12 protein-coding genes are annotated in these 12,997 nt (G+C 51.5%); 10 read left to right on the top strand and 2 right to left on the bottom strand.

What is annotated here, in order from left to right:
- Positions 1–174: 174 nt before the first annotated feature.
- Complete coding sequence (locus tag I0P70_RS06560) at positions 175–2,427, top strand: Tex family protein (protein ID WP_196115787.1); 2,253 nt, start codon at positions 175–177, stop codon at positions 2,425–2,427.
- 208 nt (positions 2,428–2,635) lie between these two features.
- Complete coding sequence (locus I0P70_RS06555; RefSeq protein ID WP_196115784.1) at positions 2,636–3,277, top strand: porin family protein; 642 nt, start codon at positions 2,636–2,638, stop codon at positions 3,275–3,277.
- Between the two features lie 141 nt (positions 3,278–3,418).
- On the opposite strand, the gene I0P70_RS06550 is transcribed toward I0P70_RS06555, so the two are convergent.
- A complete protein-coding gene (locus I0P70_RS06550) occupies positions 3,419–4,759 on the bottom strand; it encodes a PKD domain-containing protein (RefSeq protein WP_196115782.1) in 1,341 nt (446 codons plus the stop codon).
- A gap of 295 nt (positions 4,760–5,054) precedes the next feature.
- Here I0P70_RS06550 and I0P70_RS06545 point away from each other — a divergent pair, with 295 nt between their 5' ends.
- Positions 5,055–5,804, top strand: a complete 750-nt coding sequence (locus tag I0P70_RS06545) for a YgaP-like transmembrane domain (RefSeq protein WP_196115780.1) — start codon at positions 5,055–5,057, stop codon at positions 5,802–5,804.
- 187 nt (positions 5,805–5,991) lie between these two features.
- Positions 5,992–6,603, top strand: coding sequence for a hypothetical protein (locus I0P70_RS06540; RefSeq protein ID WP_230392040.1), 612 nt, complete (start codon positions 5,992–5,994; stop codon positions 6,601–6,603).
- A 38-nt stretch (positions 6,604–6,641) separates the two neighbouring features.
- On the opposite strand, the gene I0P70_RS06535 is transcribed toward I0P70_RS06540, so the two are convergent.
- Positions 6,642–8,057, bottom strand: coding sequence for a sodium:solute symporter family protein (locus I0P70_RS06535; protein WP_196115777.1), 1,416 nt, complete (start codon positions 8,055–8,057; stop codon positions 6,642–6,644).
- Positions 8,058–8,233: 176 nt separating this feature from the next.
- Between I0P70_RS06535 and I0P70_RS06530 the strand changes: the two genes are divergently transcribed.
- The 6 genes from I0P70_RS06530 to I0P70_RS06505 all read left to right on the top strand — a co-directional run bounded on the left by I0P70_RS06530 (position 8,234) and on the right by I0P70_RS06505 (position 12,964).
- Positions 8,234–9,151, top strand: a complete 918-nt coding sequence (locus tag I0P70_RS06530; RefSeq protein WP_230392039.1) for a membrane-binding protein — start codon at positions 8,234–8,236, stop codon at positions 9,149–9,151.
- A 104-nt stretch (positions 9,152–9,255) separates the two neighbouring features.
- A complete protein-coding gene (locus I0P70_RS06525; protein ID WP_196115775.1) occupies positions 9,256–9,978 on the top strand; it encodes a head GIN domain-containing protein in 723 nt (240 codons plus the stop codon).
- Positions 9,979–9,992: 14 nt separating this feature from the next.
- The gene (locus I0P70_RS06520) at positions 9,993–10,583 is read left to right on the top strand and encodes a hypothetical protein (RefSeq protein WP_196115772.1); all 591 of its coding nucleotides are present in this window, start codon (positions 9,993–9,995) and stop codon (positions 10,581–10,583) included.
- A gap of 215 nt (positions 10,584–10,798) precedes the next feature.
- A complete protein-coding gene (locus I0P70_RS06515) occupies positions 10,799–11,008 on the top strand; it encodes a hypothetical protein (RefSeq protein ID WP_007658429.1) in 210 nt (69 codons plus the stop codon).
- A gap of 55 nt (positions 11,009–11,063) precedes the next feature.
- A complete protein-coding gene (locus I0P70_RS06510; protein WP_196115770.1) occupies positions 11,064–11,984 on the top strand; it encodes a M28 family peptidase in 921 nt (306 codons plus the stop codon).
- Positions 11,985–12,190: 206 nt separating this feature from the next.
- Positions 12,191–12,964: an outer membrane beta-barrel protein gene (locus I0P70_RS06505; RefSeq protein ID WP_230392038.1), complete on the top strand. Its 774-nt coding sequence runs from the start codon at positions 12,191–12,193 to the stop codon at positions 12,962–12,964.
- Positions 12,965–12,997 lie beyond the last annotated feature (33 nt).

Genomic DNA, 12,997 nt, shown 5'->3' with positions numbered 1-12,997 from the left:
ACAGGCCTCAGATGTTTCGCTTTCTGGCAATATCGTTTAAATTTGACGTTCCTTAAGCAAGAAGGTATACCCCGTAACAGGGGAAATTGTGCGGGCGAATCATGCAGGGCTTAGTTTATACCTTCCGCTGCGCTTTTCCCGCCTGATAGTTTAGATTACTCTTTACCCAAATACATGGAATTAAACGTTGACCATTTAATCAAGATTGCCACTGAGCTTTCCATCACCATTAAGCAGGTGGAAGCCACGGCAACCTTGCTCGATGAAGGTGCTACGGTACCTTTCATCTCCCGTTACCGAAAAGAGGCCACCGGTTCGCTCGACGAAGTGCAGGTAGCTGCCGTGCGCGACCGCCTGGAGCAGTTGCGTGAACTCGACAAGCGCCGCGAAAGCATCCTCAAGTCCATCCGTGATCAGGAGAAACTGACACCGGAGCTGGAGGCTCAGATCATGGCCGCCGAAACCATGGCCGTGCTCGAGGACATCTACCTACCTTACAAGCCGAAGCGCCGCACCCGTGCCACCATCGCCCGCGAAAAAGGACTGGAGCCTTTGGCACAGCGTATTTTTGAACAGGAGAATATCGATGTGACTGCTGAGGCTGCCAATTTCATCTCCGAAGAAAAAGAGGTGAAGGATACCGAAGAGGCACTGGCTGGTGCTCGCGACATCATGGCCGAGTGGATGAACGAGAATGCCGAGGCACGCGCGACCATGCGTCAGCTTTTCGAGAAGAAGGGCACGTTCAAGAGCCGCGTGATGATGGGCAAGGAAGCGGAAGGTCAGAAGTTTAAAGACTACTTCGAGTGGGAAGAGCCGATTGAAAAGGCGCCTTCGCACCGCATACTGGCCATGCGCCGCGGCGAAACCGAAATGGTACTGCTGCTCAGCGCCCAGCCCGATGAAGAGGAAGCGCTCGAGAGACTCGAGCGTATGTTCGTGAAAGGTAACAATGCGGCCTCGGAGCAGGTGAAACTTGCCGCCAAGGATTGCTATAAGCGTATGCTCAAACTGAGCATGGAAACAGAAGTACGCCTGACCTCAAAGAAGCGTGCCGATGAAGAAGCGATCCGTGTGTTTGCTGACAACCTACGCCAGCTGTTGCTTTCATCGCCGCTCGGTCAGAAGACGGTGCTGGCGCTTGACCCGGGTTTCAGAACCGGTGTGAAGTCGGTGGTGCTAGACAAGCAGGGCAAGCTGCTGCACAACGAAACGATCTACCCGCACACGGGTCAGCATAAGGAAAGCGAAGCCGCCCAGGCAGTCAGGTATATGGTGACGCGGTTTGAGGTAGAGGCCATTGCCATTGGCAACGGTACAGCCAGCCGCGAAACAGAGGCCTTCGTGAAGAGCCTGAAACTGCCTGCTTCGGTGCAGGTGGTGATGGTGAATGAAAGCGGTGCCTCCATCTATTCTGCATCGGACGTAGCCCGTGAAGAGTTCCCGGATCAAGACGTGACGGTGCGTGGCGCTGTTTCCATTGGCCGCCGACTCATGGACCCGCTGGCTGAGCTGGTGAAGATTGATCCGAAGTCCATAGGAGTAGGCCAGTACCAGCACGACGTGGACCAGACTGCCCTGAAGCACTCGCTAGATGACGTAGTGATGAGCTGCGTGAACGCAGTGGGTGTGGAGGTAAACACGGCCAGCAAGCAACTGCTGACCTATGTGTCAGGTTTGGGCCCTTCACTTGCGCAGAACATCGTAGAATACAGAAATCAAAACGGACCGTTCCGCACGCGTACTGAACTGAAGAAAGTACCGCGTCTGGGTGATAAGGCCTTTGAGCAGGCGGCAGGTTTCTTAAGAATACGCGATGCGAAGAATCCACTGGACGCCTCGGCCGTGCACCCGGAAAGCTACCCGATTGTGGAGCAGATGGCTAAAGACCTGGGCGTAACCGTGCAGGATCTGATGCAGAAAGACGAACTGCGCAAGCAGATCAACCTGAAAAACTACGTGACCGATACAGTAGGTTTACCGACGCTGCAGGACATCCTGAGCGAACTGGCCAAGCCTGGTCGTGACCCGCGTCAGACCTTTGAGGCGTTTAGCTTCACAGAAGGCGTGAACGAGATGAAGGACCTGCGCGAAGGCATGAAGCTCCCTGGTCTTGTGACAAACATCACGGCTTTCGGCGCCTTTGTGGACATAGGAGTGCACCAGGATGGACTCGTACACGTGAGCCACCTGTCAGACCGCTTCGTGAGCAACCCGCATGATGTGGTGAAGGTAGGGCAGAAGGTAGACGTAACCGTGCTGGAGGTGGATGTGCCGCGCAAGCGCATCTCACTGAGCATGAAAGGCGATCCGAATGCAGCCCGCCCAGCAGGTGGCGGCGGCAAAAAAGGTGGTGCTAAACGTGAAGAGGAGCCAGCCAATGATTTTGCGGCAAAACTGGCCATGCTGAAAGGCAAATTTAAATAAGTCATACCATTATAGCGTATTGAAAAGCCCCGGCCATCAGCCGGGGCTTTTTTTTATGGCTCGTTCTGTTCCTTATTAATTGAAAGTCAGCAGCAAACAACAGAGCAGAAAGAAATCAGAAGGAGAGATTCTATATAGTTTTTATTATATACTTTGAAACTTGAATATTTATAATGTGCTTTGCGCATATTTTAAACCAACATTTTTTATGAAAATCAAATTTTTACTCACGCTGCTGTTTGCTGTAGGTATGGCATTTACATCAATGGCACAATCTGTTTCTTTCGGCCCACGCGTAGGTGCTACATTCTCAAAAGTTAGCCTGTCAGATGGAGATGGGGACGAACTGGAAGATGAACTGAAGTACACGCCAGGTTTGCAGGTAGGTGTAGTTGCTAATTTCAATGTAAGTGAGCTACTGTCGATTCAGCCTGAACTTCTTTTTATTCAAAAAGGCTATAAGTTCGGTGACAGCGACGCTTACCTGAAAGGTACCAGTAACTACATCGAGGTGCCTGTTTTGGCTAAGATTACATTTGGCTCCGAGCAAGTAAAAGGCTTTGTGACAGGTGGCCCAACTGTAGGGTATTTGGCAAGTGGCAAAATGTCAATGAAGTATGATGGTAATAAAGGCAGTGACAGCTACGAGTTTGAGGACGAAGACAACAGAATGGAACTGGGTGCAAGCTTTGGCGTGGGCTTAGGCTACAATCTGGGTGCAGGTGCACTTAACCTGGACGTACGCTACGGATTGGGTCTGACCAGCCTGTACGAAGTAGAGTCCGGCGAAAGCAAATCCAGAAACCGTGTGTTAGGTGTTTCTGTAGCTTATCTGTTCGGAGGTAAATAAGCAGAAAGAAGTTTAAAACAAAGAGGGAGCCTCACACGGGGCTCCCTCTTTGTTTTTATAGGTGATCCTTCACAGTGAAAGGAATTCAGACGACCAGTCCGGAGCACGATGTGCACGCCAGGCAGGTCCGCAAAATGCACTTTAAAGGACGGACAGTCTGTGCGTGAAAGACGCTCCCTTAAACTGAATCCGGACATAGTAAATGCCCCGGCCGAAATCACTCAGGTCCAGATGCAGATTGCGTGACGTACTGGAAAAGGTATGTTGGATAATGGGACGCCCCATCGCATTGTGCACCGAGAGGTGTACCGGAAAAGGAAACGGTGGGAAACTGATGGTAAACCGGCCATCTGTGCTTGGGTTAGGGTATATTTTGATGGGTCCCACATAAATGGGCTTGCCCACAGGTTTTTTCTCTTCCGCCACCTGCATTGTCATGCGCTGCATGGCCATCATCCCGTTTTCGTTCGAAGCCCTCAGGGTGATTGTGTAGGTTCCCGGTTGGCTGTAGGTATGGCTCGGGGACGTCGCATTGCTCACGCTACCGTCTCCAAAGGTCCAGTAATAGAGCCAGGCGCCTCTGGTTTCGTTGGTCAGGTTAACTGCAAGGCCTTTCGTCGAACTACGGAAACTGACTAGCGGTGCCTCTCCGGTGACTGGCAGGTTGACAATGGGGGAGTCGTAAATCTGACGAAGCGAAAGATCCTGGTAGAAAAAGGGATTGCTCCAAAGTGCGGTGCGTTCCACTGTGAGAAGTCCCCAGGGGCTTTCAGAATCAGGTGCTTTGTCAGGATAACTCCAATGCGTCTGCATGATGCTGTGATAAGCGACGTCGCGGGTGCTTTCGTTTTCGTAGGGGTGGGGAAGACCAAAGGCATGGCCCAGCTCGTGGGCCATAGTGCCGTGTGGCACGCAGGGCCACATCAGACCTGTTGGGTCAGTAGGGCAGATCCCAAAATCATTGAACTCCGGGAAATTCTCCACTGCGGTGATGGCCACGCCGCAATAGCCATTACAAGACTGGGCGCCTCCTCCCAATCCTTCTGGCCGACCTGACTTGATCCAGAGGCTCACCACAAAACCCGGTTCCCAGATCGGGTGTCCCAATTGTTCCATCTCTGCCAACAGCAGACCCCACCAGTCCTCCCGGTAATAGCTGGTGCTTTCCTTCGCCTGGTAAAACAGGACGGTGTCTGCATAGGCAAAGGTATAGGTAAGACCGCCGGTATTTACCTGAAACCAAGCCTGTATCTCCCGGGTGGCTTTCTTTATCGCGTCGTATTCAGCCTGGCTGTAGGTTTCGTCACTTGCCACGACATAGTATACCGCCACTTTGTTCTCAGTCAATGCCGCCTGTGCAGTGCTTTGGGCAGTCGGAGCGGGTTGCCGCTGGCAGTCTGCCAGCTGATTATGGCGCTGGGCCTGTGCCGAAGTGAAAAATTGAAATAGAAACAGGATGGTGATAAGTAATGATGTTTTCATTAGAGAAGAAGTAAAAGCTTGGAATACAGCTGTAGCAGGAGAACAATGCCATGGCACTGATCAGGAAGCAGATCTCTGGTAAGATCCTATAAGGAGGGGTATATAAGGTATACGTTTATGGGATGTTTAATTTGAGGATAAGATATAACTTTCAGTGTATGATAATATTAAGAGTGTGGAGGGTCTCATTTGTGTGACGAGATACTACCAAACCACACGGGAGCACAAGCACAGCAACTATAATAGCCCTAAAGCACGTATCCATTAAAACAGAATAGAACAAAACAAATAAACTATGGATACATACAAACCTAATTACTCCAAAATGCTTCACACGGAGCATATTTTTCCACCTGCTTCCGGGTCGAGCCATATCAATGTGAGCCGGCCGGAGCGTGTGCTCTCGGCAGTGGGTGGAGCGGCACTGGCCCTTGTGGGGCTGCGACAGTCAGGAACTGCCGGTTTGCTGTCCACGCTGGCGGGGGGGCTGCTGCTTTTCAGAGGCTTTACCGGTTACTGCCCTATGAACCAAATGATAGGCCGTGATACTGCTGAAAACGAGGACATTTCAGTGGACATCATCAAGACCATCACAGTGCAGCGTCCGCGCTCAGAGGTTTTCCAGTTCTGGCGCATGCTCGAAAACCTGCCCAAGTTCATGGAGCATCTGGAAAGCGTACAGTCCAACGGTCCGCAGCGCTCACACTGGGTAGCCAAAATTCCGGGTGGTGTCGGCACCATTGAATGGGATGCGGATATCATCAATGAGAAAGAAAACGAACTGATTGCCTGGCGCTCCCTGCCAAACTCGGAACTTGACAATGCCGGTGAAGTGCGCTTTTCTGACTCCCCTGATGGGCAGGGGACTATTGTGCAGGCCGTGATTTCTTATAGCCCGCCGGCAGGGTCGGTGGGCGGACTGGCTGCGAAGATGCTCAACCCGATGCTTAAGAAAATGGTGGAGAACGATCTGCGCTACTTCAAGCGATTTATGGAGACAGGGCAGGACGTGCACAAGCCTAAACAGCCGCTTGGAGCCAACTAGGATATAGCAACACTGGGTAAATCATAAGTAAAACCAGGTATAGCAGCGAGGCTATACCTGGTTTTTATGTATAGAAGCTTTAATTTTTCATCAACTTTACTAAATTAGTATTATAAAAGCTTCGTTTGAAACACTTTAGGCAACCGTGAGCGTTATCTGAAGCAGATAATATTTAGGACATCTTAGCATGAATAAGATATGGAGCATGGCCTTGCTGCTGATGCTGGCAATGGTCATCTATTCCTGTAAGCAGGCGCAGGATATAAAAGCCTTTACAGAAGCAAAGTACAGCCTGCAAAGCGTACGGGACATAAAGCTCAACGGGATCGATGTAGAGCAGCGCATACAGGAGCGCCGTGGCTTTTCGCACGAAGAGCGCGACAGCCTGTTGGCTACCGTGACCAGTAACTCGCTGGAGTTTAGTTCAACGCTGGCCCTGCACGTCACGCTGCAGGAGCAAAGCGAGGAAGCACGTCACCTGACCATCACGCGCATGAAATGGCTGTTGGAAGTGGATGGCGAAGAGGCTTTGACAGGTGTTATCGAGGAAACCATGGAGCTGCAGGAGGGCCTGAACCTGCTGCCGATCGCGACACCCGTAGGCTTGGTTTCGGATGGAGATTTGCCCAACTACACAGGCCTGTCCAGGTTGATTACTCTGCTGGGACAGCGTACGGATATCCGGGAGCATGTGACGCTCAAGATCAAGCCGACGATCAAAACACCGGTAGGAAACATAGAGTCGCCCGCGTATATCACCGTGACCAAACCGACCGGTATAGTGGCTTTTTTTAAATAAGGTATAGAGCGATAGGTATAGCAGGTATGGCCTTTGGGCTATACCTGCTTTTTTATGGCCAATGGTTCAGCAGGTATAGGTTCAGCCCGCAGATGGGATATCAATTGGCCGAAGAGCAATCCGGCTATGCTGGCACCCAGTCCATAGAGCATCGGGTTGACGGTCGTTTGCAGGTATAGGCAAAGCAACCAGCCGGCCATACCTGTGAGGATAGACACATTGGCAGCCAGCGCAGAGGTGCGTTTCCAATACAGGCCTGCTACCAGCGGCACAAACAGCGAGACCAGACTCAGGGCGGATGATTCGCTCACCAGTTCATAAATGTTGCTGCGCAGCAGCGCCATTCCCAGCGAGACAGCCGCTACCACGAGCACGCTGATGCGCGACAGCAACAGCATTTGCTTGTCGCTTCGCTGGCCGAGTAGCGGGCGCAGCATGTTCTCACTCAGCACAGCAGCCGGGGCCAGAATACCGCCACTGGCTGTGCTGATGATGGCCGAGATCAGCGCTCCGAAAAAGAGCACCTTGATCAGCATGGAGTCCAGCCCCATGATCAGGCCGGGAACAAGCAGTTGGGCGTCTTCCTGCAGCAGTTCAGGATGCAGTGTGCGGGCGTAGAGAGCCAGCAGCAGCGGCATAAAAGCCACCGTCAGGTATAGCAGACCGGCGCCCAGCGAAGCAGCCACCGCCACTTTCTCCGACTTTGCCGACATCACCCTTTGGAACACATCCTGCTGCGGAATAGAGCCAAGCCCGATCGTGATCCAGAGGGCAATATAGTTAAGCCAGGAAGTAGGGCTTCGGTCAGGGGGTGTCATCCGGAAGAAGCCGTCGGGCAGGGTAGCCGTGATCTGCTCCAGCGGCATGTGCTGCAGCAAGGTATAAGTAATGAAGATAAGTCCCCCGATGATCATCACAGTCTGTACGAAGTCAGTGATCGAAACCGACCACATACCACCCATGTAAGTATAGCCGACCACGATCATACTGCCAATGATAATGCCTGCGGCTGTGGAAACCCCGAACACCTGGTTCATCACAATGCCCAGGGCGACCATCTGCGCCGCAATCCATCCGAAGTAGGAGATGACCATAAAGAAAGCGGCGATCTGCTCGGTGGTGCGGTTGAAGCGGATGCGGTAGTAGTCGCCAATGGTGAGCAGGTTGAGGCGGTAGAGTTTTTTTGCGAAGAAGAGGCCAACCAGCACCAGGCAAAGCGCAGCACCAAAGGGGTCTTCAATTACGCCCAGCAGTCCGTGTGATGCAAATTCCGAGGAAGCGCCCAGCAGGGTTTCGGAGCCAAACCAGGTGGCAAACACCACAGCAGTAGAAATATAGAAAGGCAGACTCCTGCCTGCCAGTAGGAAATCGCTGGTATTGTGTACCCGTCTTGATGCCCAGAAGCCCACCCCCATGTTGAAGAGCAGGTAAAGGATCACAAATATTAGCAGCATGCCTCTAAATCAGTCGGGTAAAATTAGGAATAATTCATGCAGCTGCCAAAATGCCCTTTTTGGAGGACCGTAACACTCAAGTCTGGCAAAGTACTTGCATGGAAGGGTATACCAGCTTCTGCCCATTTTTCGTTTTAGATATGCTGTGTTCATCCATCTACAGAAAGGGAAAAAATATGAATCGATTGAATAGAATAAGCCTGGCCTTGCTGCTGGCCCTGACTCCGTTGCTGGCAGCAGTGGCAGAAACAGCGCCTGGTCCGGAGCCTTATGCCGCTACCAAAGCCGCGCCCCGTGATGTGATCGGTGAGATCATTGACGTGATCGGGCTCAAGCCACGCTTTGAGGTGCGTTCTGCCAATATCGAGAATGCCGCTGCTGTAATCTACAATGGCAAACGCTACATTCTTTATAACGAACATTTCCTGGATGCCATCAACAATGCCGTGCATACCGACTGGGCGGGCGTGAGCATCTTGGCGCACGAGATCGGGCATCACCTCAACGGCCATACCTTGTCGCGGCAGGGCAGCAACCACGCTGATGAACTGGAGGCGGACGAGTTTTCCGGCTTTGTGCTTCGCAAGATGGGAGCTAGTTTGGAGGAGGCGCAGGCTGCCATGAAGGTGTTGTCTGATGAAAGAAGCTCTGCCACGCATCCGGGCCGCAGCTACCGGTTGGCGGCTATCAGCAAAGGCTGGGGCAATGCCGATGCGCAGCTGCTGGCGAGTACAAACGGCCATCAGCGGGAGTCCCAGGGCATGGCCGGCAACAGCCAGCCACCCCAGCAGGCAAGGGAGCAACTGCGCCAGCAGCCAGTTAGAACCAACACAGCCTCGCAGGGACTGGATAGCCGACTGGTACTTCGCAAAGTGGTCTTTAACAATGCGCCTGACGAGCAGTTTTTCCTGACCACGAGATTGCAACTGGTGCACATGACCGAGCGAGGTGCCCGCATCATTGGTAAGCTGGCCCGCACCAACAACCGCGATTACCCTTTCTACTTCGAGAGCGAATACCTGCAGGGCTTGTTCGTAACCGATAATGGGGTACTGGTAAACCAGCGGGGGCAAAGAGTCGGTCATTTCAGCTAAAAAATTAGTAATGGCCCCAAAATATTGAGCAGACGGATTCGTCAGTTTTATGCAGCTGGAGCAGGATTATGTAACTTGCAGCGTTAATTAAGCTAAATAAAACTATGAAATTTACTAATTTTGCATGCCGGATGCTCTTGCTCATCCTGCCCACTCTCTTGCTTGTTTCCTGTGGTGATGAGGTGGATTGTATCAGGGGAAGAGGGGATGTGGAGAGCCGGGAGTTTAACCTGGACGCGGTCAACGGGCTGCGAGTGAACGGTGATACCCGTGTATTTGTTAGACGGGGAGCTACGCAGCGCATCGAGGTCAGAGCGCAGCCTAACGTACTGGACGCGATCAACACCAATGTAGCCAACGGAGTGTGGGACCTCAGCTTTGACAGGTGTCTGCGCAGCCACAAGACCGTTGAAGTACACATGACCGTGCCGGAGCTGAACAGTGCCGAAATGATCGGGTCAGGCCGTATAGAGTTGCAGGATGAATTCGAAACAGATAACTTCCGGGCAGTGCTGGACGGATCAGGTTATCTCTGGATCAATGTATCAGCCACAAAAGTAAGCAGCAGACTCACTGGTTCAGGTAAGATTGATCTGGTAGGTGCGGCTGAGGTAGAGGAGATTAATCTTTCTGGTTCGGGAAGCATAAAATCTTTTGGTCTGAGCAGCGAGAATGCCGGTGTGGTGTTGAGTGGCTCGGGCAGTGTGGAAGTGCATGCCGCCAATGAACTGGCCGTTACGATCAGTGGAAGCGGTAATGTGTACTACCAGGGAAATCCGACTATTAATTCAACTATTTCAGGCTCAGGCAAAGTGATAAAGCGCTGAGCATAACAAAGCAAATGATCAAAAAAACAAATCTCTTAAGTTTCGCTCTGCTGCTAGGTATAGCCTTTTTCGCATTCTCGTGCGGCACCAAGAGCGACGTGGATGCTTTCAAGGAAGCAAAGTATAGCTTGTCAGGTATAAATGAAGTGAAGCTCAATGGCGTGAATGTGCTGAATAAAAAGCGGCCGGAGGACTTTTCTCTCGGAGAAGCGGCGCTGCTTTTTACGGCCTTCTCTGACAATAACCTGTCCGCCTACTCCAGCCTGGGACTGAATGTAGAACTGGACGAAGCAAACCAGGAGCGCAGCATGACCGTGACCAAGCTGAAATGGCAGCTACTGCTTGACGGCAAGCAAACCCTGAGCGGCATAGTAGACGAGCCGGTGGAGCTCCGTCACGGACTCAACACCATCAACGTGCGTACGCCTATCCGGATAGCCGAGGAAAACGGCAGGCCAGGGTATAACAATTTGCTGCGCCTAGTTACCATGCTCACCAAGACAGACGGCACCAGCCGACCAGATTTGGTGCTACAGATCAAGCCGACCATTCAGACATCGGTGGGACCAGTAGAAGTGCCTTCTTTTATCAATGTAAGAAACTAAAATACAATTAGTTGCGATAGTAAAACGGGCCGGTTTTTATACCGGCCCGTTTTGTTTTTAGGCCTTTGGGGGCGCTCCTGGAGCCCTTTGTGTAAGGTTATGCAGTTTGTTTTAAAATTGTTGTAACATTTATAGTCAGTGAACGTATGTGGCACGCTCCTTGTTTAAATACCATCTGATAACCATTTGTAAGACCATTTAAAACAGGAACGAACATGGAATTCGACGTAATCGTAGCAAACGACTTGCAGGCACTTGTAACAAGAGTGCAGGACTATGTAAAAACAGGATGGGTGCTGAAAGGCGAGGTCTTTGAAAAAGACGGTAGCTACACGCAAGAGGTAGAGCGCCGTGTGGCCGACCAGCAGAAGAAAGCCACTGCACGCCAGAAAAGCTGGATCAACTGGCCTGTCGCGAACGGCTAATATATTTTGAGGGCGGGTTAGCGTATTTATGCTAATTTCGCCTAAAATAAAACTTATGAAACGCCGCCTATCCCTCGCTTTTGTACTGATGTGTGCCCTGCAGCTGACTGCAGTCGCCCAGAAACAGGTGCTCGATCCGCAAGTCCTGTTGCGTGACGTGCAGATACTGTCTGCCGACTCGATGGCAGGCCGACTGAGCGGCACCGAAGGCAGCCGGATGGCGCAGGATTATATAGAAAAGCGTTTCAACGAGCTCGGACTACAACCCTATAACAATAGCTACCGCCATACCTTCCGCCTGGAGGGTAGGGGCATCGTAGTAGAAGAAGCCGTGAACCTGATCGGCTTTATACCTGGCAAAACGGACAAAGCCATTGTCCTGACCGCGCACTACGACCACGTGGGTGTACGCAAGGACGAGATCTACAATGGAGCTGACGACAATGCATCCGGGGTAGGGGCTTTGCTGGCTGCTGTCGCTTATTTCAAAACGAACAAACCTTACTATACGCTGATCTTTGCCGCTCTTGATGGCGAAGAGTTGGGTCTGCAGGGGGCAAATGCTTTTCTGGAGAATTCACCGCTTGCACTCGACCTGATCCAGCTAAATGTAAACATGGACATGCTCAGCCTGAACCAACAAGGGGAACTGTATGCCAGTGGCGCCTACCATTATCCGGCGCTTCTACCACTGCTGCAGCAGGTGAAGGCAAGACCGCAAGCCAAGTTGCTAACAGGCCATGACCGACCTGAGCAAGGCCAGAACGACTGGACCAGGCAGTCTGATCATTATCAATTCCACAAGCGCCAGATTCCTTTCATTTACTTTGGCGTAGAAGACCATCCGCACTACCACAAGCCCACGGATGACTTCGAAAACATCAATCCCACTTTTTATCCGGATGCGGCAGCGCTTGTAATCGATTTTGTTCAGTTACTGAACAAGAAGCGTCCGGCTCTCCGCACAACTAATTAATTCCTTGGATCTTAAGGTTTGCTAAACTAATTGTATCCAATCGGGAAGGTATAGCACGTATTATAGTATAATGGCTATATTATAATGTATTCATAAAAATTAATGATCCTTTCTTTTGGCCATGCGTAGATAGGGGGAGCAGGCTCACCACACCCAATACCTGGGCTGCATGCCACACAACACTTAAAGAGAAACCTGTCTGAAGCATGAGCAGGAGCAGATACTTCCTTCTATTACTATGTTTGATCACCCTTACAGTTTGCACTACCGCCCAGGCGCAGGACAGTGTCATACGCCGCATGGGGGTGAGTAAGATTCCCGAGCGCGGACTGGTCATTCAGGCTGGCGCAGGTGTAGCCGCTGTGAAAAGCGATATATGCGGAAGCTATGATTGTAATGACATTGGCCCTGCTTTCAGCATCGGCGCCCTTTTCAAGTACAACCCCTTCTGGTCCATCAGTGGTGAGGTGGAGTACATCAAACTAGGCGCCTCCGAGAAAACCTATCAGGACAATATCACTTTTGAATCCAGGGTGATCGAAGTATCCGGGATGCTGGTATACAACCTGATGGACAGCTACGCCGGGTCTAACAACTACCGCTCTACCCGTAAGCGCTTTGCTGTGCCGTTTGTGAAAGGCGGGATTGGATTTGTGTATTATACCCCAAGTTCTTACCCGACCAACCGTGTCCCGAACTCCGACATTACTTATGACCGCCTGAGGTCATACCCAGCCATAGCAGGCGTAATTCCTTTTGGTGGAGGTATACGCTTCCGCTTCTCCGATCAGATCAGTATTGCGCCCGAGGTGATGTACCAGATCACCACGACGGACTATCTCGACAATGTTACCCGGATAGAGAACACAAAAGATCACTACGGCGTGGTATCAGTCAAGCTGCTCTATACCCCGATGCCTAAAAACGAAGTGTTCACAAGCAAACGTCAAGGTATAAATCCCTTCAAAAAGAAAAAATAAGCAGCGCTATACCTAGCGTTTCCGGTTCCCGAA

Source organism: Pontibacter sp. FD36 (assembly GCF_015686655.1).
GTDB lineage: Bacteria > Bacteroidota > Bacteroidia > Cytophagales > Hymenobacteraceae > Pontibacter.
This window is presented reverse-complemented; position numbering and strand designations above follow the sequence as displayed.